This is a genomic window from Variovorax sp. MSC1_012, from assembly GCF_023667525.1.
Classification (GTDB): domain Bacteria; phylum Pseudomonadota; class Gammaproteobacteria; order Burkholderiales; family Burkholderiaceae_C; genus Variovorax; species Variovorax beijingensis_B.
The window spans coordinates 3304920-3329914 of sequence record NZ_CM174443.1; the positions used below are offsets into that span (position 1 = coordinate 3304920).

Consider the following 24995-nt stretch of genomic DNA (forward strand, 5'->3'; position numbering starts at 1 on the left):
CCGCGGCCTAGCTTCCGGTCAACAGCCGCACGAGGCGCATCACCGGCCGGGGCTCGGCGGGCCGAGCCGCCGGTGCCTGCTGTGGCGCATGCACGCGCAGCCGCACCGGCGCCAGCGCCGACAGTTCGATCCAGCCGCCGCGTTCCAGCCGGTGCACGTCGCCCTCGTTCAGCACGGTCTTCGCGGTGAATACGGTGTCGCCGAACCACGAGGGCGGCGACACGAGCAGCGCACGGCCCTCCAGCATCTCGAGCCAGGTGGCGGGGTCGAGCGCCGCGCGCAGGGCCTCGCCCGGTTGCAGGACGACGGTATCGGGCAGTCGGTCGAGAGTGGTGGGGGACATGGCGCGCCTTCTGGAGTGGGTGCGCCCATCGTAGGAATTCGGGCGCCCGGAAAACAGGCACACGCCCAGGCGATTCGCACCGGAACAGCGGTGAGCGCGGCGCATCTGTTATGGTCATTTTCCTTCGCAACTGCATCTGTTTTCGGATGCGCGATAAGGGGAGCATCGACGCCATGGACTCGCTACCGCTCTACCGCCAGCTCTCAGCGCACTACGTGGACGCGATCCACACCGGCTCGCTCAAGCAGGGCGACAAGCTGCCCTCGCTACGCAGCCTCATGCGCCTGCACGGCATCAGCCTGTCGACCGCATTGCAGCTGTGCCGCACGATGGAAAGCGACGGCTGGGTCGAGGCGCGCGACCGCTCGGGCTACTTCGTGCGCCGGCCGCGGCGCCTCGCCATCGCGCCGATGGAGGAGCCCCCGGCCGGCGTGCCGCCCGACCCGGCGCAGTACGTGGGCATCCACGCCAAGGTGTCGGACTTCGTGGCGCGCCGCCGGCAGCTTCCCGAGAAGCTCAACTTTTCCATCGCGCGCGGCGCGCCGGAGCTGTATCCGGCCGAGGCGCTGCGCAATGCGATGACGCGCATGCTGCGCCAGCAGCCCGACATGCTGACGGTCGCGGCGCCGCTCAAGGGCCACCGACAGTTCCGGGAGGTGCTCGCGCAGCGCAGCCTGCGCGTAGGCATGGCGATCTCGCCGGAAGACATCCTGGTCACCAACGGCTGCATCGAGGCGCTCAACCTCGCGCTGCGTGCAGTGGCGCAGCCGGGCGACACGGTGGCGGTGGAGTCGCCCACCTTCTACGGCCTGCTGCAGGTGCTCGAGAGCCTGGGCATGCGCGCGCTGGAGATCCCGACCAGCCCGCAGACCGGCCTCTCGATCGAAGCGCTGGAGCTCGCGATCCGCACCTACGACAACATCAAGGCCGTGGTGGTGGTGCCGCACCTGCAGAACCCGCTGGGCAGCGTGATGCCCGATGCTCACAAGGCGCGGCTCGCGCAGCTGTGCGAGCGGCATGAGATCCCGCTGATCGAGGACGACACCTACAGCGAGCTCGTCGATGCCCAGACGCCGCCGCGCGCACTCAAGTCCTGGGACGCCAGCGGCAACGTCATTCACTGCGCCTCGCTGCACAAGATCCTCGCGCCCGGCCTGCGCCTGGGCTGGATCACGGCCGGACGCTGGCATGCGCGGGTGGAAATGCTCAAGTACGCGCAGACCCGCAACAACGAAGGCCTCTCGCAAAGCGGGGCCGGCCTGTTCATGGCCACCGGCGCCTACGACCGCCATCTGCGCCATCTGCGCGGCTGCCTGAAGACGCAGCGTGAACAGACCGCCGACGCGATCGCCGGCTACTTTCCGGCCGGCACGCGCATCAACCTGCCGCCCGGCGGACTGCAGCTGTGGGTGGAACTGCCCGAGCGCCTGTCGTCGTCGCGGGTCTTCGATGCGGCGCTCGCGGAGCGGATCGTGGTGGCGCCCGGCACGCTGTTCTCCAACTCCTCGCGCTTCGATCACTACCTGCGCATCAACTGCGGCTGGCCGTATGGCGAGACGGTCGACACGGGTCTGCGCCGCCTGGGCCAGATCGTCGAGACGCTGATGAGCCGCAGTGCCTCAGAAGGTGTGAAGGAACCGTCGCGAGCGCCCCGAGCTTGCGTCGAGGACCGGAACCGTACTCGCGTACGGTGAGGACCGCAGGTGCGAGATCGGGGTGCGCAGCAGGTTCATTCGCACCTTCTCAGTCGAGCAGTGCCAGGGCGGCGTAGTCGCCGACCTTTTCGCCGAGCCCCGCGGGCACCAGCAGCACGCCGCGCGTGAGCGGCTTGAGCTTGCCGTCGACCTGCGCCTGCAGCCGTGGCAGCAGAAAGTCGCGGTGGTGCCAGAACACGCTGCCACCCAGGCTGATGCGCTGGAGGTCGAGCGTGGCAATCAGGTTGTAGATCAACCGGCCCATCACGCGGCACAGCGCATCGACAACCTCGATGGCATGCGGTTCACCGCCCGAGGCGGCCGCGAACAGGTCTGGCGCGGGCTGTCCGAAGCGGCGGGCGATGGAGTTGCCCGCCACCAGCGCCTCCACGTCGCCGAGGTTGCCGCAGCCGCAGAGCGCGCCGCTGGCGTCGTCCGCCACGAAGCTGTGGCCCGCATGGCCGGCATTGCCGTTCTTGCCGCGCAACGCGCGGCCGTCCACGCACAGGCCCACGCCCACGCCGGTGCTCCAGGTCACGTAGGCGCAGTGGTCCATGCCCTGCAGCGCGCCCCAGTGGCGCTCGGCCTCGAGCGCGGCCACGGCGTCGTTCTCGACCCGCACGCGGCCGAAGCGCCGGACCAGCGGGGCTTCGATGATCGCCGTCATCCAGTTGTTGGGCAGGCCGCGCGCCGGTCCGGCAATGCCGCCGCAGATGTTGGGCGTGGCCAGTTCCACCATGCCGTCGCGCAGCTCGAAGGGGCCGGTGGAGGAGACGCCCACGCGGTCGATGTCGGCCGGCGCGATGCCCTGCTCGGCGCAGACCTCGTCGATCATGCGCATGATCTGCACCGCCACGGCGTCGTTGTCGCCGGTCTTGGCCGTCGGCTCGCTGCGGCGGCCGACCAGCGGCGCCTCGCTCGAAGGGGAAAGGCTCACGGCCACCTTGGTGCCGCCGATGTCAACGCAGGCTCTCATCGCGTGGTTCTTCTCTCTGGGGTCTCTGGGTTCATCAACGGCGCTAGATGAAGCGCGCCACCAGCGCCGCGATCATGCTGAGCACCAGCGTGCTCGAGATCGGCAGCTGCCATTCGCGGCCGAAGGCACGGAATTCGAAATCGCCAGGCAGCCGTCCGAAGCCGAACCGGCGCAGCCAGGCCGTGAGGCCGCTCATGAGCACCAGGGCAAGGACGACGACGATCAGCCAGCGGATCATGGGAACAGTCTAGGGCCTGTTAACGCTATGGAAGGGGATCGCGTTGCTTCGCCAAGGGGCTGGATGCAAGGCGCCCGGGCGCAGCAAGGCTTTGGCCTTGCAAGCGCGGGCAACGCCGCAGACGGCCCCTTGGCGAAGCAACCCGCAGGGAAGCTCGCCACAGCCCGCCCCTCGGCGTTGCGTTCCTTGTGCGTGCGCACGCACGCACGGCGTCACGCGCCTTGATGGGCGGGCTGTGGCGAGCTTCGCGACCCCTTCCATAGCGTTAACAGGCCCTAGAGGCCGCCAGGATGGCCATGGCTTGTCGGTGAAGTTCGGGCGTTGCGGCCGCAATCACCCGGCCGTCGGATTCCAGCCCGAGCGGCTGGCCCTGCCAATCGGTGATGACGCCGCCCGCGGCCTCGATCACGCCGGCCGGGCCCAGGTAGTCGTAGGGTTGCAGGCCGGTTTCCACCACGAGGTCGATGGTGCCGCCCGCCAGCTGGGCATAGCCGTAGCAATCGCCGCCGAAGCGCCGCATTGCGCACTGCCGGCTCAGCCGGTCGAAGGCCTGCCAGTCGGCCGGCGCAAAGATATCGGGCGAGGTGGTGACGATGCGCGCCTTGGCCACGTCGGTACAGCTGCTCGCGTGCACCGGCTGGCCGTCGCGCGTGGCGCCCTGCCCGGCCTGGCCGACCCAGCGCTCCTTGAGCACCGGCATGTCGATCATGCCCAGCACCACGCGCGAGCCCTGCAGCACACCGATCAGCGTGCCCCAGAGCGGCGATCCGGTGATGAAGCTGCGCGTGCCGTCAATCGGGTCGAGCACCCAGACGCGCTCGGCGTCGAGCCGCTCGAGGCCGTGCTCCTCGCCGAAGATGCCGTCCGCCGCGGCGCGCACGGCAAGGATCTCGCGCATGGCCGTTTCGGCGGCGCGGTCCGCCAGCGTCACCGGGCTCTCGTCGGCCTTGGTGATGATGTCCAGCGGCGTGCGGAAATAGCGCATCGACTGCGCGGCGGCGGCATCGGCCAGGGAATGGGCGATCGACAGCAGATCGGGGGCGGAAGAGCTCATGGGAAACCAAGCGTGCCAAAACCTGCGATTAGACCCGAGCCGGGCCCGGTTTGACACGCATGGGGCCACCGCCCTAGCATGGTCCGGAAATTGCCACATCGACCACATGGCTTCATTTCGACTTCCGCGTCGCGCCCTGTTGGCGCTTGTGCTCGGCCTTGCGGCCGCAGCGGCCCAGGCCGCCCCTTCCCCGTCGGAGCAAAAGCTCATCGACACGCTGATCCTGCGCGTCTCGAAGATGACGACGATGACCTTCATGCGCAACGGCAATGAGCACAACGCCGCCGATGCCGCCAAGCACATGCAGGCCAAGTTCGACCACTTCAAAGACGAGATCGCCACGGCGGAAGACTTCATCGACCGCTGCGCCTCCCGCTCGGAAGTGACGGGCAAGGCCTACAAGATCAAGATGCCGAACGGTTCGATGCGCGATGCCAACGAATTCCTGAACGCCGAGTTGCGCGCGTTGCGCCGGGGCGGCGGCAAGCCCGGCGCGGGTTGAGCCCGTTGCATCGGCGGAAAAAGCAGTCAGAAGGGCGTGTCGCCCACGATGGTCGTGCGGTTCAGGCGGCGGCGTAGATGGTCGGGCGTGCCGGCCGCCAGGTGCATCAGCGAGCGGTTGTCCCAGAACACCAGGTCGTGCGGCGCCCATTGGTGGCGATATACGAATTGCGGCTTCACGCTGTGCGCGAACAGCTCGGCCAGCAGCGCATCGCTTTCCTGCTGCGGCAGGCCGACGATGCGCGTCGTGAAATGCTCGCTGACGAACAGCGCCTTGCGGCCCGTTTCGGGATGCGTGCGCACCACCGGCTGAACCGCAGGCGCGACCTGGTCGATCTGTTCCTGCGAGAGCTTGGGCCGCCACGGGTTCTTCGCGCGCAGCTCCTCGTACTTGGCGAGGTAGCTGTGCTCGGCCTTGAGCGGCAGGATGCGCTGCTGCAGCTCGGGGGACAGCGTTTCCCACGCGAGATGCTGGTCGGCAAAGAGCGTGTCGCCGCCTTCGCTCGGCAACTCCTGCGCATGCAGCAGCGAGCCCAGGCTGGGCTGGGGCTTGTACGAGATGTCCGAATGCCAGTAGACCCCCGCATCGCCCAGGCCGATGGGTTCGCCGTTCTCCTTGATGTTGGAGACGATCAGGATCTCGGGATGGTTCTTCAGATGGAACTGGTGCAGCACATGGATCTCGAGCGGGCCGAAGCGGCGGCTGAATTCGATGTGCTCGGGGGGGGTGATCTGCTGGTTGCGGAACACGAGCACGTGGTGCTCGAGGTGCGCGCGGTGGATGCGTGCGAAGTCTTCGTCGCTGATGGGCTTGGAGATGTCGAGGCCGACGATTTCTGCGCCTACGGGGGCATCGAAGGGGCGCACTTCGAAGTGCTGGGGGGCGGTCATTGCGCCAATGTAGGTTTTGACGAGGGTTTTCTCAAAGAAATCTTTGTTGGTTGCTTATGGTTCTTTTGAGTTCCGGGGCCGGGACTCGCCCCGGCGGGCGACTCACTTTCTTTGCTTCGCCAAAGAAAGTAAGCAAAGAAAGGCGACCCCTGCTGTCTGCGTCCCTCCGCTTCGCTGCGGGCAACCTGCGGTGCTCGATTCCGGCGGGGGTCCGCAGAACTCGCTTCGCTCAAACAGCTGCGGCCCTGATCCCGCCTCCATCTGCGCTCCTCGGCGCATACAGAAGGGGTGGGAGCGGGCAGCCTTCGCTTCGCTCGGCCCCAAGACCAACACCAACAGCCAATACCAACGAGCGCAGCAAAGGCCCGTTCGGCTTGCCCTCCCCTCTGGCTGCGCCGAGGAGCGCAGGGTTTCGCGGATCAGGGCTCGCAGCTGTTTGAGCGAAGCGAGTTCTGCGAGACCCCGCGAAACCCGAGCACCGCAGGTTGCCCCGTAGCGCAGCGAAGGGGTCGCAGACAGTGGGGTCGACTTTTCTTTGCTTACTTTCTTTTGGCGAAGCAAAAGAAAGTGAGCCCGCCGCCGGGCGGAATCCCGGCCCCGGAACACAAACAATTCAAAGCGTGTGACTCCGATCCCCCTCCAGGAATCCCATCGCCTCCCACCCCTCCCCCACCGCAAACCCCACCACCTTGAACAGCTCCCCCATCTCATGCTCATGAACGAGCCGAGCCGCCATTCCTCTTTCGGCCGTGCTGCCCTGCCCCATCCGTTCGAGCAGCCCGCAGTTCAGCAGAAACCTCGCCTGGCTGGTGTAGCCCAGCACCTCGAGCCCAGCCTCCTGCCCCGCGAGCGCGATGCCGGTGAAATTGACGTGCGCCGTGATGTCCTTGTAGCCCACATCCGACAGCGGATCGCCATCGGCCTGGTGCGCGCGGTGGCACATCACCGTGCCCATGTGGCGCTGCGGGTGGTAGTACTCGCGCTCCGGAAAGCCATAGTCGATGAAGAAGGCCGCACCCTTCTTCAGGCGGTCCGCCAGGGTCGCGACGAAGGCCTCGGCCTGCGGATGGATTTCGGTCAGGTAGTCGTGCTCGCCGGGCACCTCGAACGGCGGCCGCAGCGCGGTTTCGCGATCGGCCCAGGCCCAGCCATCGGCGCGCGCATTGCGCACCACGCCGCGCTCGAACCATTGGCCGCCCACGCGTGCCAAGAGTTGCACCGGCATCGCGTCGAGCACCTCGTTGCCGACCACCACGCCCTGCATCGCCTCGGGCAATTCGCCGAGCCATTCGACGCGGTCCGCGTAGCGCACCAGAGCCTGCTGCTGGCGCTCGCGCAAGGTGCCGGACAGGTCGACGATGCGGTAGCGCACGTCGCCGCGGCCCATCTCGTCGAGCGCGTGCAGCAATTGCACGGCGAGCGCGCCCGTGCCGGCGCCGAATTCCCAGACCGTGTCGGTGCCGGTCTTCTCAAGCGCCTCGGCTACCTGCGCCGCGAGCGCCTGCCCGAACATGGGCGTGAGCTCCGGCGCCGTCACGAAGTCGCTGCCCGAAGACGGCATGTGGCCGAACTTGGCCGAGCTGTTGGCGTAGTAGCCCAGCCCCGGCGCATACAGGGCCAGCGCCATGAAGCGGTCGAAGCCGATCCATCCGCCCGCGCGTTCCACCGAGCGGGCGATCAGGATATCGAGGGCGATGGGTAAACTGTTTGTCGTCGTTTTTGTCGTCACCCGCCGATTCTCCCTTCTCTGCCCGCATGAGCACAGCGCCCCTTCCTCCTGTTACGCCGGCCCGCCGCACCGTCCTCGTCACGGGTGCCGGCCGCCGGCTGGGGCGCGAGATCGCGCTGGCGCTGGCCGCGGGCGGCTGGCAGGTGGCAGTGCACTACCGCAGCTCGCGCGCCGAGGCCGAGCAAACGGCGGCCGATTGCGCGGCCCTGTCGGGCAATTCGGCGCCGTTCGAGGCCGACCTGCTCGACGAAGGCGCCACCCGCGCCCTGCTGCCGCACGTGGCGGCGCATTTCGGCAGCGTCGACGCCGTGGTCCACAGCGCGGCGCTCTTCGAGCACGACGACGCCGCGAGCTTCAGCTACGCGCTCATGGAGCGCCATGCGCGCAGCAACACCGGTGCGGCCATCGTGCTGGCGCAGGCGCTGCACGACCACCTGGCGCTGCGTGGCGACGCGCAGGGCGCGGTGGTGCACATGCTCGACCAGAAGCTCTGGAACCCCAACCCCGACTTCCTGAGCTACACGCTTTCCAAGGCCGCGCTCGAGGCGGCCACGCCCATGCTGGCGCTGGCGCTGGCGCCGCGCGTGCGGGTGGTGGGCGTCGCGCCCGGCCTCACGCTGCCCAGCCACATGCTGGACGAAGACAGGTTCTCGAAGCTGCACAAGCTCTCGCCGCTGGGCCGTTCTTCCACGCCGGCCGACGTGGCGGCCACGGTGAAGTTCGCGCTGGAGAACAACTCGATCACCGGCACCACGCTCGTGGTGGACGGCGGCCAGCACCTCATGAAATTCGACCGCGACTTCTCGCTGATGTGAGCCCCACCATGCCTTCCAACCCGATCGGCCGCCAGACACTCACGCTGCAGGGGCTGCGCTTCGACGCCAATCTGGGCATCCTCGACCAGGAAAAGACGGCGCCGCAGCCGATCCAGGTCGATGCCGAGCTGCACCTGGGCGCGCAGCCGCTGCTGCCGAAGGACGACGACATCTACCACGTGCTGGACTACCGCAAGGTGCGCCGCATCATCATCGACGAGTGCACGGCCGAGCACGTGAACCTGCTCGAAACCCTCATCGGCAAGCTCGCACAGCGGCTGCTGCAGCTGCCCGGTGTGGTCGGCGTGCGGGTGAAGATCGCCAAGCTCGAGATCTTCGACGACTGCGAGGTGGCTATCCGCATGGAAGCCGGGGAATGGTGAACCAAGGCAAAATCGGGTGCTCCTCCCCCCGATTTGCCTGACCGAAGCAGCCCACCCATGAACGCCGTCTGGATCGACGAGGCGCCCGTCGCCGGCGCCGCCACCACCAATTCCCTGAAGATCGAACGCGAGACGCACAAGCTCGAGAAGCGCCTGTGCCGCGAGGTCGGCCGCGCGATCGTCGACTACAACATGATCGAGGAGGGCGACAAGGTCATGGTGTGCGTCTCGGGCGGGAAGGACAGCTACGCGATGCTGGACATCCTGCTCAAGCTCAAGGCCCGCGCGCCGATCCACTTCGACATCGTCGCGGTCAACCTCGACCAGAAGCAGCCCGGCTTCCCCGAAGAGGTGCTGCCCAAATACCTGAGCGAGCTCGGCGTGGACTTCCACATCGAGAACCAGGACACCTACAGCATCGTCAAGCGCGTGATCCCCGAGGGCAAGACCACCTGCGGCCTGTGCAGCCGGCTGCGCCGCGGCATCCTGTACCGGGTGGCGGACGAACTGGGCGCCACCAAGGTCGCGCTCGGCCACCACCGCGACGACATGCTGCAGACTTTTTTCCTCAACATGTTCTTCGCGGGCAAGCTCAAGAGCATGCCGCCCAAGCTGGTGAGCGACGACGGCAAGCACATCGTGATCCGCCCGCTTGCTTACGTGGCCGAGAAAGACCTGGTGCGCTGGGCGCAGCACCGCGAATTCCCGATCATTCCGTGCACGCTCTGCGGCAGCCAGGAAAACCTGCAGCGCAAGCAGGTCGGCGAAATGCTGCGCGAGTGGGACAAGAAGCACCCCGGCCGCGTGGAGAACATGTTCACCGCGCTGCAGAACGTGGTGCCCTCGCACCTGCTCGACGGAACGCGGCACGACTTCAAGGGTCTGAAGGCGACCGGCGTGGCCGACGAAGACGGCGACAAGGCCTTCGACACGCCCTCTTTCGACCTGCTCTCCCAGGCACCTGCAGCCCTGCGCATCCTCCAGGGCTGAGCGGGCAACCCAGGGGAATTTTGGGCCGCAGGGCCCGGAGATCCTCATGAAACGTGCGTTTTCAGCTCTTCTTCTGATAGCAAGCCTGAGCGGCTGCGCCACCTCCTGGGTGGTCGACAGCGACGTGAAAAGCTTCTCGTCGCTCAGCACCGTGGCGCCGGGCGCCAGCTACCGCTTCGAGCGCCTGCCTTCGCAGCAGGCCGACCCCGCCCGGCAGGAATCGCTCGAGGCCATGGCCGCCGCCGCGCTCGAAAAAGTGGGACTGCGCCGCGACGACGCCAGGCCGCAGTACAGCGCGCAGATCGGCGCCCGCGTCACGGCCGGCCTCTCGCCCTGGGCCGACCCGTGGCTCTTCGACGGCCCCTGGGGCTATGGCTACGGCTATCCCGGCTATGCACGCCGCTGGTATGGCGGCGGCTGGTACGGCGGCCCGGCCTTCATGCCGCCCGCGGCCAACCCCTGGTACGAGCGCGAGGTGAGCATCGTGCTGCGCGACATCGGCTCGAACCGCGTGGTCTATGAAACGCGGGCCCGCAACGATGGCCCGTACAACGTCAGCGCGACCATCCTGCCGGTGATGTTCGAGGCCGCGCTGCAGGGCTTTCCGAATCCGCCGCAGGGCGAGCGCCGGGTGAACATCGAGCTGTCCGCCGCGAAGAAGAAATGACGCGCTCCTAGAATCCAGCAGATGGAAGAAGCCACCCGCCTGATTGCCGTTCGCCATGGCGAAACCGCCTGGAACGTCGACACGCGCATCCAGGGCCAGCTCGACATCGGGCTCAACGACACCGGGCTCTGGCAGGCCCGGCGCGTCGGGCAGGCGCTGGCGCACGAAGACATCGGCGCGATCTACGCCAGCGACCTCTCACGCGCCTGGCAGACCGCGCAGGAGATCGCCAGGCCGCACGGCCTCGCGGTGCAGCCTGAACCCGGCCTGCGCGAACGCGCCTTCGGCCGCTTCGAGGGCATGAGCTTTGCCGAGATCGAGTCCACCCTGCCCGAGCAGGCCAGGCGCTGGCGCGAGCGCGATCCCGAATTCCAGCCCGAGGGCGGCGAAAGCCTGCTGGTCTTCCGCGAACGGGTGACGCGCGTCGCATCGAAACTGGCCGCGCGCCATCCGGGCCAGCTGGTGGCACTGGTGGCGCATGGCGGCGTGATGGACGTGCTCTACCGCGCCGCCACGCGCCAGGAGCTGCAGGCGCCGCGCACCTGGCAGCTCGGCAATGCAGCCATCAACCGCATGCTGTGGACGCCCGAGGGCTTCAGCCTGGTGGGCTGGAGCGACACCGCCCACCTGGCGGCGGACGACGACGTCCTCGACGAGACAACCACCTAGGCGTGCGAGGCCGCGTGCCCCGCGGCACCACCAGCCTCGGCCTTGGCCTCGCCCGGCAGATCGACCATCGGCCCGGTGCCGCTGTAGCGGTCGAGCGCCAGGTAGATGGCGGGCGTGATGTAGAGCGTGATCACCTGCGAGAAGATCAGGCCACCCACCACCGCCACGCCCAGCGGCTGGCGCAACTCGGCGCCGGCGCCCAGGCCCAGGGCGAGCGGCAGTGCGCCCATCAGCGCGGCCAGCGTGGTCATCAGGATCGGGCGGAAGCGCAGCCGGCAGGCCTCGCGGATCGCGTCGACCGGCTTCATGCCCTCGGTACGCTGCGCGTCGAGCGCAAAGTCGATCATCATGATCGCGTTCTTCTTGACGATGCCGATCAAAAGCAGGATGCCGATGGTCGCGATCAGCGTCAGGTCGAAGCCGAAGATCTTGAGCGAGAGCAAGGCGCCCACGGCCGCCGACGGCAGCCCTGCCAGGATGGTCAGCGGGTGAATGTAGCTTTCGTACAGCACGCCCAGCAGCACGTAGATCACGAGCACCGCCAGCACCAGCAGCACGGCCTGGCTGGCCTGCGAGCTCTGGAACACCGCCGCATCGCCGCCATAGGTGGTGATGATCGACTGCGGCATCTTCAGTTCTTCCTTGAACTGGTCGATCTTCGCGGTCGCGTTGCCCAGCGGCACGTCGGGCGCGAGGTTGAACGACACCGTCACCGCCTGCAGCTGCCCCTGGTGGTTGACCGAGGTGGGCCCCACGGTGCGCTTGACGGTCGAGAAGGCCGACAGCGGCACCAGCTTGCCGCTGGTGCTGCGCACCGACAGGCGCGACACGTCGTCCTCGAACTGCCGGTCGTTGTCGGCGGCCGAGAGAATCACCTGGTAGGTGTTGCTCGCGCCGTAGATGCTGCCGATCTGCCGGTCGCCGTAGGCGTTGTAGAGTGCGGTGCGCAGGTCGCCCACGGCCACGCCGAGCACGCCGGCCTTGTCGCGGTCGATCTCCAGCGTGGCCTGCAGGCCGCGGTTCTGCGAGTCGCTGGTGACGTCGCGGAAGGCCGGGTCGGCGCGCATGCGCTCCATGAGCCGCGAGGCCCAGGGCACCATCTCGCCCGCATTGACGCTCTGCAGCGTGTACTGGAAGCGCGCCTTGCTCTGGCGGCCGCCCAGGCGCAGGTTCTGCACCGGCTGCATGTAGACCGCGATGCCCGGGATCTCGCGGAAGCGCTGGCGCAGCGACTCGAGCACCACGGCCATCTTGGGACGCTCGCTGCGCGGCTTGAGCACCGCGAACAGGCGGCCGGAATTCTGCGTGGCGGTCGGCCCGCCCACGCCGACGAACGAGCTCACGTAGGCCACGCTCGGATCGGCCTGCAGCGATTCGGCCACGCGGTCCTGCAGCGCCTTCATGGCGGTGAAGGAAATGTCCTCGGCCGCCTCGGTGGTGATCTGGATCTGCCCGATGTCTTCCTCGGGAAAGAAGCCCTTCGGAATGGAGACGAACAGCCAGGCCGTGACGACGAAGGTGCCACCCGCCAGCAGCAGCATGAGCCTGCGGTGCGCGAGCGTCCAGTCGAGCGTGCTCATGTAGGTGCCGTGCACCCAGCGGTAGCCGCGCTCGAAGGCGCGGCCGATGGCGGTGCCGGGCTCGGGGTGCTCTTCCTCGTGGTCGAGCGCGCCGTCCTTGCGCGGCACGTGCTTGAGCAGCCGGCTCGCGAGCATCGGCACCAGCGTGAGCGACACGATGGCCGACACCAGCACCGCCAGCGCCACCACCACCGCGAATTCGTGGAACAGGAGCCCGATCACGCCCGGCATGAAGAAGATGGGAATGAACACCGCCACCAGCGAGATCGAGATCGAGATGATGGTGAAGCCCACCTCGCGCGCCCCGCGCAGCGCCGCGGCCATCGGCTCCATGCCCTTCTCGACATAGCGCATGATGTTCTCGAGCACCACGATCGCGTCGTCCACCACCAGCCCCACGGCCAGCGTGATGCCCAGCAGCGAGACGTTGTCCAGGCTGTAGCCGAAGGCATAGAGCAGCGCCACCGCGCCGATCAGCGAGATCGGAATGGTCGCGGCCGGAATCAGCGTGGCCACCAGCCGGTGCAGGAACAGGAAGATCACCAGCACCACCAGCGCAACGGTGCCCAGCAGCGTGAGCTGCACGTCGTGCACGGCCTCGCGGATGGACAGCGAGCGGTCGTTCACCATGTGGATCTCGACCGATTGCGGCAACTCGGCCTTGAAGCGCGGGATGAGCGCGCGCACCGCGTCGACCACCTCCACCGTGTTGGCATTGGGCTGGCGCTGCACGGCCAGCGAAATGGAGCTCTGGCCGTTGAAGCTGCTCGCGGTCTTGACCGATTCGAAGCTGTCCTCGATGGTGGCCACTTCGTCGAGCCGCACCGGCGCGCCGTTGCGCTGTCCGACGATCAGCTTGGCGAAGTCTTCCGCCTTGGTGAGCTGCCGGTTGGCCTGGATGGTGAGCGTCTGGCGCGGCCCGTCGAGCACGCCGACGGGTGTGTTGGCATTGGCCGAATTCACCGCCCTGGCCAGTTCGTCGAGCGTGATGTTGCGCGCGTTGAGCAGGTCGGCATTGGCCTTGATGCGCACCGCGAAGGCCTTGCGGCCGTACACGGCCACCTGCGCCACGCCGTCGATGGTGGAAAGCGTGGGCGAGATCAGGTTCTCGGCGTAGTCGTTGAGCTCGGACGGGTTCATCGACGGCGAGATCAGCGAGATGAACAGCACCGGCGCATCGGCCGGGTTGACCTTGCGGTACGAAGGCAGCTGCGTCAGCTCCTGTGGCAGCTGGCGCTGGGCACGCAGCAACGCGGCCTGCACGTCGACGGCGGCGGCATCGATGTCGCGGCTGCTCACGAATTCCAGCGTGATCGAGCTCACGCCCTGGGTGTTGACCGAACTGATGGTCTGCAGGCCCGGAATGGTCGAGAACTGCTTCTCGAGCGGCAGCGCCACCGACGAAGCCATGGTGTCCGGGCTCGCGCCCGGCAGCTGGGCGTTCACGTTGATGACCGGCGTGTTGTAGCTCGGCAGCGCGGCAACCGGGATGCTGAAGTAGGCAAAGATGCCCGCCACCACGACCGCCGCGGACAACAGCACCGTCATCGCGGGACGGCGGATGCACAGCTCCGAGATGTTCATGCGCGTTCCCGCGGAGCCTGGGTGTCCGAGGAGGCGGCGCTGCCCGGCGTGACCCCGGTGGTGCCGGCCGGCGCGGGCTTCTTGTCGATGCGGACCTTGCCGCCCGGTCGCACGTTCTGGCTGCCCTCGATGACCACCTGCTCGCCCGGCTCGACGCCGCTCACCGCCACCTTGGTGCCGAAGGTGTAGAGCACCTGCACCTGGCGGCGCTTGGCATTCATGGCCTGGTCGACCACGTAGAGCGAAGCGCCGTCGGACAGCATCATGAGCGCCGCGGCCGGCACCACCGTGGTGCCGGAGAGCGTGCGAACCGTGATTCGCGTGCCGACGAACTGGCCCGGCCAGAGGCTCTGGTCGGCGTTGTCGAACACCGCCTTGGCGCGCACGGTGCCGATCTGCGGATCGACCGTGTTGTCGACGAAATTGAGCACGCCGCTGAGCGGCTCCTTGCGGCCACTGACAAGCGCCTCGACCTTGGCCCGGCTGCGCGCCGCTGCCAGCAGGTCCTGCAGGTTGGCCTCCGGCACCGGGAAGCTCACCGCGATGGGATCGAGCTGCGTGATGGTGACCAGCGACAGCGTGGGCTGCACCAGCGTGCCAGGGTAGATGTTGACCGCGCCGATGCGCCCCGCAATGGGAGCGCGCAGCGTGGCGTAGCCCAGCGCCACCTGCGCCGATTGCACCGCGGCGCGGTCGGCCGCCACCGCGGCGCGCTGCGCCTCGAGCTGCGACAGCGTGGCGTCCGTGGCACTCTTGGAAATGAAGTTCTGCGCGAGCAGTTCCTGGCTGCGCCGGTACTGGCGCTCGAGGTCGGCCATGGTGGCCTCGTCGCGCTTCTGCTGGGCGCGGGCGCGGGCCAGGTTGGCCTGGTCGTTGCGGTCGTCGAGCGTGAAGAGCAGTTGGCCTTCCTTGACGAACTGGCCTTCCTTCACGTGCACCGCCGCAACGGTATTGGTCACCTGCGGCCGCAAATCGACACTGTTGAGCGACACCACGCTGCCGTTGACCTGCACCGTGACCGGCACGTCCTGCCGCTCGGCGGTGGCGAGCGTGACGAGCGCGGCCGGTGAGCCATCCGCGGGTGCTCCGCCGGCGGCGGCCGGCCTGGCGTTCTTTGCCGCCATGCGTTCGCCCGACCCGTTCCACCACCATCCCGCGACGGCTACGATCAACACACCTGCAAGAGCGAGGACGATTTTTTTCTTCATGGGTTCTTGTGCACTTTGGGCTGACAGCGGCTATTGGAGCAGCCGTCGACCCGCAGTGTCCGTGAGTGCCGTAAAGATAAGTAAAGCCGCAATGCCAGGGCCCATGTACAACCCGCTGTGACAGGCGCCAGGGATGATTTCACCCCGCCGCTAAAATCGCCGCTCCACAGCCTCTGGATATACCCCATGAACCGCTGCAAGAAACCCACGAATGCTCTCACTTTCATAGCGCTTTGCACAGTGGCTGCAAGCCTTTTTTCCATCGGCGCCGCGGCCCAGTCCGAGGTGCCCCGGCCGCAGACCCAGAACGAGTCCCTGGTGGGCGGACGCACTTTCCCGGTCGGCACGCTGCGCGGCAAGTTCATGGTGATCGACGGGGTCGACGTCGAACTCGACGGCAAGCCTGACCGCATGGCGCCCGGCGGCCGCATCCGCAGCGCGCAGAACATGCTGGTCATGTCCGGCGCCATCACCGGCCAGAAATACCTCGTCAACTACACGCGCGATGCCGCCGGCCTGCTGCGCGAGGTGTGGATCCTCACGCCCGACGAAGCCGTTGCCAGGCGCGAGTCGCTCGACAAGCCGCTGCTGAACATCTGGCCGTTCACTTCGAACGACACCGTCAACACGCAATAAAGATGCCGGCGGGCCGCGCCCGCCGCGCCGCAGGACGACACGACCGTCCTGCATCGGCCCTCCGGCAAGGAGGGCCAGGAAAGCACCCATGAGCAAAAAAGTATTTATCAAGACCTTCGGCTGCCAGATGAACGAGTACGACTCGGACAAGATGGCCGACGTGCTGAACGCCGCCCAAGGCTACGAGCCGACGCAGAACGTGGACGAGGCCGACCTGATCCTGTTCAACACCTGCTCGGTGCGCGAGAAGGCGCAGGAAAAGGTGTTCAGCGACCTCGGCCGCGTGAAGCACCTGAAGGCCAAGGGCGTGAAGATCGGCGTGGGCGGCTGCGTGGCGAGCCAGGAGGGCGAGGCCATCATTGCGCGCGCTCCCTACGTCGACATCGTGTTCGGCCCCCAGACGCTGCACCGCCTGCCCGAGATGCTCAACGACCGCGAGCGCCTGAACCGCCCGCAGGTCGACATCAGCTTTCCCGAAATCGAGAAATTCGACCACCTGCCGCCCGCACGCGTCGAGGGCGCCACGGCGTTCGTCTCGATCATGGAAGGCTGCTCCAAGTACTGCAGCTACTGCGTGGTGCCCTACACCCGCGGCGAGGAAGTGAACCGCCCGCTGGACGACGTGCTGGTGGAGATTGCCGGCCTGGCCGACCAGGGCGTGCGCGAAGTCACGCTGCTGGGGCAGAACGTGAACGCCTACCGCGGCCGCATGGGAGACACGGCCGAGATCGCCGACTTCGCGCTGCTCATCGAATACGTGGCCGAGATCCCCGGCATCGAACGCATCCGCTACACCACCAGCCACCCCAACGAATTCACACCGCGGCTCATCGAGGCCTACGCCAAGGTGCCGCAACTGGTGAGCCACCTGCACCTGCCGGTGCAGCACGGCAGCGACCGCATCCTGATGGCCATGAAGCGCGGCTACACCGCCATGGAATACAAGAGCACGGTGCGCAAGCTGCGCGCCATCCGCCCCGACCTCGCGCTCTCCAGCGACTTCATCGTCGGCTTCCCGGGCGAGACCGACGAAGACTTCGCCAAGATGATGAAGCTGATCGACGACTGCCAGTTCGACAACAGCTTCAGCTTCATCTTCAGCCCGCGCCCCGGTACGCCCGCCGCGGCGCTGCACGACGACACGCCCCATGCGGTGAAGCTGGCCCGCCTGCAGACGCTGCAGCGCGTGATCGACGGCAACGTGCGCCGCTTCGGCGATGCACTGGTCGGCACCACGCAGCGCGTGCTGGTCGAAGGGGCTTCCCGCAAGGAGGCGAACGAGCTGATGGGCCGCACGGCCTGCAACCGGGTCGTCAACTTCGAAGGCCCATCTCATTTGTCGGGGCGCCTGGTCGGGCAGATGGCCGACCTGCGCATCACGCGCTCGCTGGCCTACACGCTGCGCGGCGAAGTGGCCACGCGCGAATCGTCGACGGTGCCGGTTCCCGCCGCGCTCGCCGCCTGATGGCGAAGCGGCCGTCCAGACGGGGCTCGTTCCAGCAGCTCCTGCTTTTCGCGTTCCTGCTGATCACCGCCCTCCTGGTGGGCGTGGCACTGCGCTCGGTGTTCCAGTACGACGCGCTCATGACCCAGAGCCGCGATGCGGCGGCCCGTGCGCTGCGGCTCTCGGGCGCGGCCCAGTCGCTGGCCGAGCGCAGTGCCGCCATGGAGCGCGCCGGGCGCCAGTCGCTGGTGCTGAACGACGCCGTGCTGCGCCGCCGCTTCGACGACGCCGCGCGCGAAGCGCACCAGGTGCTCGAACGGCTCGAGAGGAACGGCCTTGCGCCCGCGGGCATCGAACTGTGGCGCGCCCAGCTCGGCGTGATCGAGGGGCTCATGAGCGGCAGCGCCGACAGCGCGCTCTCGCGCGAAAGCGGCATGGCCATGCAGTTCCGCGAGCTCGATTCGCTGAACACGAACCTTGCGCAGCAGGCCCAGTTCCTGATCGAGCTGCAGAACGACGCCCTGGCCAAGCGCATCGAGAATGCGCGCCGCCGCCTGATGCGCGAAGTGGTGGCCGCCAGCATCCTGGCGGTGTCGCTGGCGCTGGCTTTCGGCATCTGGCTCGCGCGCCCTTTCAAGCGGCTCGAGCACGCCATCGTCGGGCTGGGCCAGAACCGGCTCGACGAGCCCATCGACATCCGCGGCCCGGCCGACGTGCGGCGCCTGTCGCAGCAGCTCGAGTGGCTGCGCCTGCGCCTGACCGAGCTCGATGCCGACAAGGCACGCTTCCTGCGCCACGTGTCGCACGAACTCAAGACGCCGCTGGCGGCGCTGCGCGAAGGCGTCTCGCTGCTCGAAGACGGCGTGACGGGGCCGCTCAATCCGGCCCAGCTCGAAGTGGCGCAAATCCTGAACCAGAACACCGTTTCGCTGCAGGGCCAGATCGAGGCGCTGCTGCGCTTCAATGCCGCCGCCTTCGAGGCGCGCGAGCTGCGCCGCGAACGCACCGAACTGCTGCCGCTGGTCGAGGAGCAGATCGAAGCGCAGCGCCTGCAATGGCAGGCCCACGGCCTGCGCGTTCATGCCGAGGGCGAGTCGATCACGCTCACGGTGGATCGCACCAAGCTCGGCACGGCGGTGGCCAACCTGCTGTCCAACGCGATTCGTTACTCGGCGCGCGGCGGTGTCATCACGATCGTGGTGTCAAGCACGCCGACCACCGCGTGCATCGATGTCAACGATGCCGGCCCGGGTATTGCCCAGGGCGACCGGGACCGGATTTTCGAGCCTTTCTACAGGGGCGAACGCCAGCCCGAACATGCCGTCAAGGGCACGGGCATCGGCCTTTCGATCGTGCAGGAGTACATTGCTGCCCATGGGGGCCGCATCACCCTGCTGCCAGAGGGGCCCGGCGCGCGCTTTCGCATCGAACTGCCGCGCACGGCCTGAACCCACCGCGAAGCCCCCGGGCATCCACCTGAAAACAAATACCGCCTCTTGCCTTTTCTTCAATCCATGCTTTTTCCGTTCGTCCGCAGTTCGACCCTGTCCGGGGCGGTGGCCATGCCTTTCGTCCTGCTGCTGGCCGCCTGCGCGACGCAGCCCGCGCCACCCGCCGAGGCCGAGGCCCTGCCGCCGCCGCCCGCCGTGCCGCGTGTGATGCCGGTCGAGGCCGAGCCCAAGGCGCCCGCCACGCAGCCCGCGTCGCTCTTCACGCTGATGACGCAGGGCCCGGTCGCGGCCATGCTGGCCTATGCCGACAAGATCCGTCCGCTGGGCGGCGCCGAGCTGGCCGCCGAAATCACCCGCGCCGGCGATCCGGGTGATTCGCCCAGTGCGCAGATGCAGCTCGCGCTGCTGCTCGCGCAGACCCGCGTTTCGGCCGACCTCGCGCGCGCGCTGGGCCTGCTGCAGCGCGTGATGTCCAACCCCTCGCCCGAGGCGCAGCCCCTGCAGCCGCTGGCACGCGCGCTGGCCGCGCGCTACGTCGAGCAGCGCCGCGTCGAGGAGGACCGCGACAAGCAGGCGCAGCAGGTGCGCGAAAGCCAGCGCCGCATCGACCAGCTGAACGACCGCATCGAAGCGCTGCGCGCCATCGAGCGCAGCTTCGCGCGTCCCAACAACGTGCCCGCGCCGACCCTGCCCGCGCCGGGCAGCACCAGGCCGAATCCATGAACCTCCAGCGATTGCGGAAAGAACCCCTTCGATGAGCACGACCGGCGCGCGCCTGCTGGTGGTCGACGACGACCCGGACATGCTGCGGCTGCTCTCGATGCGGTTGAGCTCGGTGGGCTACCAGGTCACGGCCGTGACCTCGGCCGAAACCGCGCTCACGCAGCTCGAGATCGAGCATCCGCAGCTGGTGCTCAGCGACGTGCGGCTGCCAGGCCGCGACGGGCTGCAGCTGTTCGACGAGATCAGGAAGCGCCACCCCTCGCTGCCCGTGATCCTGCTCACCGCCCACGGCACCATCCCCGATGCGGTCGAGGCCACGGCGCGCGGCGTGTTCACCTATCTCACCAAGCCCTACGACGGCCGCGAGCTGCTCGACAAGATCGCGCAGGCGCTGGCGCTGGGCGCACCGGCCAGCACGCCCGCCAAGGCCGGCGACGAAAGCTGGCGCGCCGAGATCGTGAGCCGCAGCAACCGCATGTCCGAGCTGCTGGCCGAAGCGCGCATGGTCGCCAAGTCGGACGCCTCGGTGCTGCTGCGCGGCGACAGCGGCGCCGGCAAGGAGCTGCTGGCGCGCGCCATCCACCGCGCCAGCGCCCGCGCCGACAAGCCCTTCGTGGCTGTCAATTGCGGCGCCATCCCCGAGGCGCTGCTCGAATCGGAACTGTTCGGCCACATGAAGGGTGCCTTCACCGACGCCCACGCCAACCACAAGGGCCTGTTCCAGCAGGCCGACGGCGGCACGCTGCTGCTCGACGAAATCGGGGACATGCCGCCCGCCCTGCAGGTCAAGCTGCTGCGCGTGCTGCAGGAGCGCGCGGTGCGCCCGCTCGGCGCCAGCCAGTCGATCGAGGTCGACGTGCGCATCATCTCGGCCACCCACCGCGACCTGGACGTGGCCATGGAAGCCGGCCAGTTCCGCGAAGACCTCTATTACCGGCTCAACGTGGTCACGCTCACGCTGCCGCCGCTGTCGGCCCGGCGCGAGGACATTCCGCTTCTGGCCAACCACTTCCTGCAGAAGCTCTCGACCAAGTACGGCAAGCGGCTGTCCGGCTTCGCGCCCGAGGCGCTCAAGGCGCTGGCCACCGCGGCCTGGCCCGGCAATGTGCGCCAGCTCTACAACGTGGTGGAACAGGTCTGCGCACTGTCGAGCTCGCCGCTGATCCCGCTGGCGCTGGTGCAGCGCGCGCTGCGCGTGCCCACGGTCGAGGTCCAGACCTATGCCGAGGCCAAGCAGCGCTTCGAGCGCGACTACCTCGTCGGGCTGCTCAAGCTGACCGACGGCAACGTGGCCGATGCCGCCCGGCTGGCCGACCGCAACCGCACCGAGTTCTACCGCCTGCTGCAGAAGCACGAACTCACGCCGGGCCACTTCAAGGCCGACGCTGTCGCTCCCGGCAGCGAGCCTGTCGCCGACTAGCGACGCCCCTAAGTCGTTGATTTAAAAGGCCATCTTCCACCAGCCTCGCCAGCTTGTCGGGATTCGGCGACAAAAACCAGGGTTTCGAGGCCTTCCAAACGGCTCCAACCCGGAAAATCGCATTCAGGTCGCCCTAAGTCGTTGATCTGAAAGCGTTTTCCCAGCCTGGCACAGGGTTTGCCCCTGTACAGGCATGACAGCACTCAACAGCCCATCTTTCGCACTGCGCCAGCAGCGCGACGGCCTGCGTCAAAAGCAGTTTTCCCCCGTGCGGCCCCGTGCCGCCGGTCATTCGGTGGCCGCGCTCGCAAGCGCGGGCGGCGCCGAACCGGATTGCGTGATCAAGCGCTTTCCTGCCATTGGCGACACCCCTTCCCTCGACAAGCAACGTTGGTAAATCACACATGAAGCCAAACGACTTCTCCCAACTGAACGTGCTGACCGAAGCCGACTTTTCGCACCGCAGCCCGGTGCGCGAAGAACGCCATCCCAATTCCGTGACCGCTCCGCCGGTCAACCGCGGCTCCATGGCGCCCCGCCCCTGGCGCGGCTTCTGGAACAGCCTCGGCACGGCCCTCCTGGTCAAGCTCGGCGCCGGCGGCAAGCCGGAAAGCCAAACCGCCGAAGCCGGCGCCCAGGTCAAGCAGCCTTGGCAGCGCGCCGCGGCCCAGCGCCGCTTCGCCTTCATGGCGCTTACGCTGCTGAGCACCGTGGTGGCTTCCGCGCTGTTTGCCGGTGTGCAGCCCGACTACGACAACATCTGGCTCGAATACGGCCAGATCGGCCTGTACGGCCTGCTCTCGGGCTGGGTCGTCACCGGCTTCGTGACCGCGCTCATGGGCTTCTACGTCTCGGTGCGCGGTGACAAGCACGCGCTCTCGGTCAAGCAGGTGGCCCACCACCCGATGAACCCCGAGGCACGCACCGCGATCATCATGCCGATCTGCAACGAGGACGTGGCCACGGTGTTCGCCGGCCTGCGCGCCACCTGCGAATCGGTCGCGGCCACCGGCCACGCGAAGCAGTTCGACGTGTTCGTGCTGTCCGACAGCTACTCGCCCGAAACCGCCGCCGCCGAGCGCGCCGCCTGGGAAGACCTGCGCGCCGCGCTGGCCGACAGCCCCAACCAGCCGCAGGTCGAGGTGTACTACCGCCTGCGCACCCGCCGCACGCACCGCAAGGCCGGCAACGTGGCCGACTTCTGCCGCCGCTGGGGCAAGGACTACCGCTACATGGTCGTGCTCGATGCCGACTCCGTGATGAGCGGCGACTGCCTGGCCTCGATGGTCAAGCTGATGGAAGCCAACCCGACCGCCGGCATCATCCAGACCGCCACGCAGGCCATCGGCCACGTGACGCTGCATGCCCGCGCGCAGCAATTCGCCTCCCGCGTGACGGGCCGCCTGTTCACGCTGGGCATGCAGTTCTGGCAACTGGGCGAATCGCACTACTGGGGGCACAACGCGATCATCCGCGTCGAGCCCTTCATGAAGCATTGCGCGCTGGCCCCCATCAAGGGCACCGGCGGCATGTCGGGCGGCATCATGTCGCACGACTTCGTCGAAGCCGCGCTGATGCGCCGCGCCGGCTACAACGTGTGGCTCTGCGCCGACCTGGTCGGCAGCTACGAGCAGCAGCCGCCGGACCTGCTGGCCGAACTGCAGCGCGACCGCCGCTGGTGCCAGGGCAACCTGCAGAACGCCCGCCTGATGGCCGAACCCGGCATCCACCCGGTGCACCGCGCGATGTTCGTGACCGGCACCATGGCTTACGTCTCGGCGCCGCTGTGGCTCGCATTCCTGACGCTCGGCACCGCGCTGTGGCTGAGCGGCTCGAGCCTGATCTCCAGCTGGAGCGTGCTGCCGGCGGAACTGGCCGGCCTGTGGGTCTGGACCCTGTGCCTGTTGTTCCTCCCCCGCCTGCTCGGCATCGCCGCCGTGCTGATGCGCGGCGAGCAGCGCCAGTACGGTGGCCTGTGGGGCCTGGTGAAGAGCTCGGTGCTCGAAAGCGGCCTGGCCATCGTGCAGGCACCGGTTCGCATGCTTGCCCACTCGCTGTTCGTGCTGGTCGCCCTCACCGGCATCAAGCTCGACTGGAAGTCGCCCCCGCGCGAAGCCGCAGCCGTGCCGTGGAAGGTCGCCGTGACGCAACTCGCTCCCATGAGCGTGGTGGTCGGCGCGCTGGCCCTGGGTGTCGCAATGATCGATCCGAGCGCGCTGATCTGGCTCATGCCGGTGGGCCTGCCGTTGCTGCTGGCCATTCCGCTCACCGTGCTGACCAGCCAGATCGCGCTGGGCACGTCGCTGCGGGACCGCGGCTTCCTGCTGATTCCCGAGGAATCGCGTTCGCCGGCCGTGCTGCGCCGCGCCTGGATGCATGCATTGCGCCTGGCGCGCCCTGCGGCGCTGGCGACGGCCTGATGCGCTGAGCTCCACCGCAAACAAGAAAGCCGGCCACGAGGCCGGCTTTTTTATTGCGCGGCTGCCGGAGCAGCAGCCATCGCTCAATTTAATTAGAACGGCAGCTTGGGACCGCCGGGGCCACCCATGCCGCCCATCCCCTTCATGCCGCCCATCTTCTTCATCATCTTCATGAGGCCGCCGCCCTTCATCTTCTTCATCATGCCTTGCATCTGCTCGAACTCGTTGAGCAGGCGGTTCACCTCCTGAACCTGCACGCCCGCGCCGGCCGCGATGCGGCGCTTGCGCGTGGCCTTGAGCAGCTCGGGCTTGCGGCGCTCCAGCGGCGTCATGCTCTGGATGATGCCTTCCTTGCGGCGGATGTCGCGCTCGGCGCGGGTCATGTCGGCCTCGGTCGCCTTGGCGGCCATCTGCTGCGGCAGCTTGTCCATCAGGCTGGAGAGGCCGCCCATCTGCTTCATCTGCTGCAGCTGGCCGAGGAAGTCGTTCAGGTCGAAGCCCGCGCCGCTCTTGACCTTGGCCGCGAGCTTCTGCGCCGCCGCCACGTCGACGCCGGCCGTGACCTGCTCGACCAGCGCGACGATGTCGCCCATGCCGAGGATGCGGCCCGCGTGGCGCTCGGCGTCGAACACCTCGAGGCCGTCGATCTTCTCGCTGGTGCCCGCGAACTTGATCGGCACGCCCGTCACCTGCCGCACCGACAGCGCCGCACCGCCGCGCGAATCGCCGTCGGTCTTGGTCAGGATGATGCCGGTGAGCGGCAGCGCTTCCTTGAAGGCCTTGGCGGTGTTGATCGCATCCTGGCCCTGCATCGCATCGACCACGAACAGTGTTTCGACCGGATCGAGCGCGCCGTGCAGCTGCTTGATTTCGGTCATCAGCACTTCGTCGATGGCCAGGCGGCCTGCCGTGTCGACCAGCAGCACGTCGAAGAAATGGCGCTTGGCGTGGTCGAGCGCGGCGCGTGCGATGTCGAGCGGCTTCTGGTCGGGCGTGCTCGGGAACCATTCGGCGCCGGCCTGCTTCGTGACCATCTTGAGCTGCTCGATGGCGGCGGGCCGGTAGACGTCGCCCGACACCGTGAGCACTTTCTTCTTGCGCTTCTCGATCAGGTGCTTGGCCAACTTGGCGGTGGTGGTGGTCTTGCCCGCGCCCTGCAGGCCGGCCATCAGGATCACGGCCGGCGGCTGCGCCGCAAGGTTGATGTCGGACACGCCCTCGCCCATGGTGGCGGCGAGCTCGCGGTTGACGATGCCGACCAGCGCCTGGCCCGGCTTGAGCGAGCCCAGCACTTCCTGGCCGAGCGACTTTTCCTTCACCCGGGCGACGAAATCGCGCACCACGGGCAGCGCCACGTCGGCTTCGAGCAGGGCCATGCGCACTTCGCGCAGCATGTCCTGCACGTTGCTTTCGGTGATGCGCGCCTGGCCGCTCATCGTCTTGACGAGGCGGGAGAACTTTTCTGTGAGGGCGGTGGCCATGAGCGGGATGCCTTGTCGCCCGCTGCGGCGGGCTATTGGAAAGTCGGAAGTCGTGAACGGATTCGGCGGCCTACTGCCCCTTTCGCAAGACACCGGGG

Annotated in this window: 23 protein-coding genes; 14 read left to right on the top strand and 9 right to left on the bottom strand. The window is 67.9% G+C overall.

Features of this window, described 5'->3' with window-relative positions; translation table 11 throughout:
* Positions 1–7: 7 nt before the first annotated feature.
* The gene (locus tag L1081_RS15665; protein WP_489413004.1) at positions 8–343 is read right to left on the bottom strand and encodes a hypothetical protein; all 336 of its coding nucleotides are present in this window, start codon (positions 341–343) and stop codon (positions 8–10) included.
* Positions 344–516: 173 nt separating this feature from the next.
* Between L1081_RS15665 and L1081_RS15670 the strand changes: the two genes are divergently transcribed.
* Positions 517–2037, top strand: coding sequence for an aminotransferase class I/II-fold pyridoxal phosphate-dependent enzyme (locus tag L1081_RS15670; protein WP_489413005.1), 1521 nt, complete (start codon positions 517–519; stop codon positions 2035–2037).
* A 49-nt stretch (positions 2038–2086) separates the two neighbouring features.
* Here the strand turns inward: L1081_RS15670 and L1081_RS15675 are convergent, their stop codons facing one another.
* From L1081_RS15675 to hisN, 3 genes are all read right to left on the bottom strand, one after another.
* Positions 2087–3013, bottom strand: coding sequence for an ROK family protein (locus L1081_RS15675; RefSeq protein ID WP_489413006.1), 927 nt, complete (start codon positions 3011–3013; stop codon positions 2087–2089).
* 43 nt (positions 3014–3056) lie between these two features.
* A complete protein-coding gene (locus tag L1081_RS15680; RefSeq protein ID WP_281147626.1) occupies positions 3057–3251 on the bottom strand; it encodes a DUF2905 domain-containing protein in 195 nt (64 codons plus the stop codon).
* Between the two features lie 265 nt (positions 3252–3516).
* Positions 3517–4305: a histidinol-phosphatase gene (gene hisN, locus L1081_RS15685; RefSeq protein ID WP_489413007.1), complete on the bottom strand. Its 789-nt coding sequence runs from the start codon at positions 4303–4305 to the stop codon at positions 3517–3519.
* Between hisN and L1081_RS15690 the strand changes: the two genes are divergently transcribed.
* Positions 4304–4807 (top strand): DUF5329 family protein, encoded by a 504-nt coding sequence (locus tag L1081_RS15690; RefSeq protein WP_489413008.1) that lies wholly within the window; start codon positions 4304–4306, stop codon positions 4805–4807. The two genes, hisN and L1081_RS15690, sit on opposite strands and share 2 nt — an antisense overlap.
* A gap of 26 nt (positions 4808–4833) precedes the next feature.
* On the opposite strand, the gene L1081_RS15695 is transcribed toward L1081_RS15690, so the two are convergent.
* Positions 4834–5697 (bottom strand): TauD/TfdA family dioxygenase, encoded by an 864-nt coding sequence (locus tag L1081_RS15695; protein WP_489413009.1) that lies wholly within the window; start codon positions 5695–5697, stop codon positions 4834–4836.
* Positions 5698–6310: 613 nt separating this feature from the next.
* Complete coding sequence (locus L1081_RS15700; RefSeq protein WP_489413010.1) at positions 6311–7426, bottom strand: SAM-dependent methyltransferase; 1116 nt, start codon at positions 7424–7426, stop codon at positions 6311–6313.
* A 26-nt stretch (positions 7427–7452) separates the two neighbouring features.
* Here L1081_RS15700 and L1081_RS15705 point away from each other — a divergent pair, with 26 nt between their 5' ends.
* From L1081_RS15705 to L1081_RS15725, 5 genes are read left to right on the top strand one after another with little or no spacing between them, the layout of a single operon-like run.
* On the top strand, positions 7453–8241 hold the full coding sequence (locus L1081_RS15705; protein ID WP_489413011.1) for an SDR family oxidoreductase: 789 nt from the start codon (positions 7453–7455) through the stop codon (positions 8239–8241).
* Between the two features lie 8 nt (positions 8242–8249).
* Complete coding sequence (locus L1081_RS15710; protein ID WP_012746124.1) at positions 8250–8624, top strand: dihydroneopterin aldolase; 375 nt, start codon at positions 8250–8252, stop codon at positions 8622–8624.
* A gap of 57 nt (positions 8625–8681) precedes the next feature.
* On the top strand, positions 8682–9614 hold the full coding sequence (gene ttcA / locus L1081_RS15715; protein WP_489413012.1) for a tRNA 2-thiocytidine(32) synthetase TtcA: 933 nt from the start codon (positions 8682–8684) through the stop codon (positions 9612–9614).
* Positions 9615–9660: 46 nt separating this feature from the next.
* Positions 9661–10281: a DUF4136 domain-containing protein gene (locus L1081_RS15720; RefSeq protein ID WP_489413013.1), complete on the top strand. Its 621-nt coding sequence runs from the start codon at positions 9661–9663 to the stop codon at positions 10279–10281.
* A 21-nt stretch (positions 10282–10302) separates the two neighbouring features.
* Positions 10303–10950, top strand: coding sequence for a histidine phosphatase family protein (locus L1081_RS15725; RefSeq protein ID WP_489413014.1), 648 nt, complete (start codon positions 10303–10305; stop codon positions 10948–10950).
* Here L1081_RS15725 and L1081_RS15730 read toward each other — a convergent pair.
* Together L1081_RS15730 and L1081_RS15735 are read right to left on the bottom strand one after the other, a co-directional pair.
* Positions 10947–14114, bottom strand: coding sequence for an efflux RND transporter permease subunit (locus tag L1081_RS15730; protein ID WP_489413015.1), 3168 nt, complete (start codon positions 14112–14114; stop codon positions 10947–10949). The genes L1081_RS15725 and L1081_RS15730 overlap by 4 nt on opposite strands.
* Positions 14111–15238, bottom strand: a complete 1128-nt coding sequence (locus tag L1081_RS15735; protein WP_489416794.1) for an efflux RND transporter periplasmic adaptor subunit — start codon at positions 15236–15238, stop codon at positions 14111–14113. Before L1081_RS15735 ends, L1081_RS15730 begins: the two co-directional genes overlap by 4 nt.
* A gap of 324 nt (positions 15239–15562) precedes the next feature.
* On the opposite strand from L1081_RS15735, the gene L1081_RS15740 reads away from it, so the two are divergent.
* The 7 genes from L1081_RS15740 (at position 15563) to mdoH (ending at position 23416) form a co-directional block, all read left to right on the top strand.
* Positions 15563–15958: a hypothetical protein gene (locus L1081_RS15740; protein WP_319429748.1), complete on the top strand. Its 396-nt coding sequence runs from the start codon at positions 15563–15565 to the stop codon at positions 15956–15958.
* 88 nt (positions 15959–16046) lie between these two features.
* Positions 16047–17423: a tRNA (N6-isopentenyl adenosine(37)-C2)-methylthiotransferase MiaB gene (gene miaB / locus L1081_RS15745; RefSeq protein ID WP_489413016.1), complete on the top strand. Its 1377-nt coding sequence runs from the start codon at positions 16047–16049 to the stop codon at positions 17421–17423.
* Complete coding sequence (locus tag L1081_RS15750) at positions 17423–18850, top strand: ATP-binding protein (RefSeq protein WP_489413017.1); 1428 nt, start codon at positions 17423–17425, stop codon at positions 18848–18850. Before miaB ends, L1081_RS15750 begins: the two co-directional genes overlap by 1 nt.
* 114 nt (positions 18851–18964) lie before the next feature.
* On the top strand, positions 18965–19576 hold the full coding sequence (locus L1081_RS15755) for a hypothetical protein (RefSeq protein WP_489413018.1): 612 nt from the start codon (positions 18965–18967) through the stop codon (positions 19574–19576).
* Between the two features lie 31 nt (positions 19577–19607).
* On the top strand, positions 19608–20996 hold the full coding sequence (locus L1081_RS15760) for a sigma 54-interacting transcriptional regulator (RefSeq protein WP_124960441.1): 1389 nt from the start codon (positions 19608–19610) through the stop codon (positions 20994–20996).
* A 193-nt stretch (positions 20997–21189) separates the two neighbouring features.
* Entirely contained in the window at positions 21190–21393 is a 204-nt protein-coding gene (locus L1081_RS15765; RefSeq protein WP_489413019.1) for a hypothetical protein, read from the top strand.
* A 7-nt stretch (positions 21394–21400) separates the two neighbouring features.
* A complete protein-coding gene (gene mdoH, locus L1081_RS15770; protein ID WP_489413020.1) occupies positions 21401–23416 on the top strand; it encodes a glucans biosynthesis glucosyltransferase MdoH in 2016 nt (671 codons plus the stop codon).
* Positions 23417–23508: 92 nt separating this feature from the next.
* Here the strand turns inward: mdoH and ffh are convergent, their stop codons facing one another.
* Entirely contained in the window at positions 23509–24897 is a 1389-nt protein-coding gene (gene ffh / locus L1081_RS15775) for a signal recognition particle protein (RefSeq protein WP_012746111.1), read from the bottom strand.
* Positions 24898–24995 lie beyond the last annotated feature (98 nt).

Bases quoted from the DNA above. Each gene is read 5' to 3' on its own strand.
- L1081_RS15670 (WP_489413005.1), top strand. From the start codon at position 517: ATGGACTCGCTACCGCTCTACCGCCAGCTCTCAGCGCACTACGTGGAC.
- L1081_RS15730 (WP_489413015.1), bottom strand. From the start codon at position 14,114: ATGAACATCTCGGAGCTGTGCATCCGCCGTCCCGCGATGACGGTGCTG.
- L1081_RS15760 (WP_124960441.1), top strand. From the start codon at position 19,608: ATGAGCACGACCGGCGCGCGCCTGCTGGTGGTCGACGACGACCCGGAC.
- ffh (WP_012746111.1), bottom strand. From the start codon at position 24,897: ATGGCCACCGCCCTCACAGAAAAGTTCTCCCGCCTCGTCAAGACGATG.
- mdoH (WP_489413020.1), top strand. From the start codon at position 21,401: ATGAAGCCAAACGACTTCTCCCAACTGAACGTGCTGACCGAAGCCGAC.
- L1081_RS15735 (WP_489416794.1), bottom strand. From the start codon at position 15,238: ATGGCGGCAAAGAACGCCAGGCCGGCCGCCGCCGGCGGAGCACCCGCG.
- L1081_RS15705 (WP_489413011.1), top strand. From the start codon at position 7,453: ATGAGCACAGCGCCCCTTCCTCCTGTTACGCCGGCCCGCCGCACCGTC.
- L1081_RS15710 (WP_012746124.1), top strand. From the start codon at position 8,250: ATGCCTTCCAACCCGATCGGCCGCCAGACACTCACGCTGCAGGGGCTG.
- L1081_RS15765 (WP_489413019.1), top strand. From the start codon at position 21,190: ATGACAGCACTCAACAGCCCATCTTTCGCACTGCGCCAGCAGCGCGAC.
- L1081_RS15725 (WP_489413014.1), top strand. From the start codon at position 10,303: ATGGAAGAAGCCACCCGCCTGATTGCCGTTCGCCATGGCGAAACCGCC.
- ttcA (WP_489413012.1), top strand. From the start codon at position 8,682: ATGAACGCCGTCTGGATCGACGAGGCGCCCGTCGCCGGCGCCGCCACC.
- L1081_RS15750 (WP_489413017.1), top strand. From the start codon at position 17,423: ATGGCGAAGCGGCCGTCCAGACGGGGCTCGTTCCAGCAGCTCCTGCTT.
- L1081_RS15665 (WP_489413004.1), bottom strand. From the start codon at position 343: ATGTCCCCCACCACTCTCGACCGACTGCCCGATACCGTCGTCCTGCAA.
- L1081_RS15755 (WP_489413018.1), top strand. From the start codon at position 18,965: ATGCCTTTCGTCCTGCTGCTGGCCGCCTGCGCGACGCAGCCCGCGCCA.
- L1081_RS15720 (WP_489413013.1), top strand. From the start codon at position 9,661: ATGAAACGTGCGTTTTCAGCTCTTCTTCTGATAGCAAGCCTGAGCGGC.
- L1081_RS15675 (WP_489413006.1), bottom strand. From the start codon at position 3,013: ATGAGAGCCTGCGTTGACATCGGCGGCACCAAGGTGGCCGTGAGCCTT.
- hisN (WP_489413007.1), bottom strand. From the start codon at position 4,305: ATGAGCTCTTCCGCCCCCGATCTGCTGTCGATCGCCCATTCCCTGGCC.
- L1081_RS15695 (WP_489413009.1), bottom strand. From the start codon at position 5,697: ATGACCGCCCCCCAGCACTTCGAAGTGCGCCCCTTCGATGCCCCCGTA.
- miaB (WP_489413016.1), top strand. From the start codon at position 16,047: ATGAGCAAAAAAGTATTTATCAAGACCTTCGGCTGCCAGATGAACGAG.
- L1081_RS15680 (WP_281147626.1), bottom strand. From the start codon at position 3,251: ATGATCCGCTGGCTGATCGTCGTCGTCCTTGCCCTGGTGCTCATGAGC.
- L1081_RS15690 (WP_489413008.1), top strand. From the start codon at position 4,304: ATGGGAAACCAAGCGTGCCAAAACCTGCGATTAGACCCGAGCCGGGCC.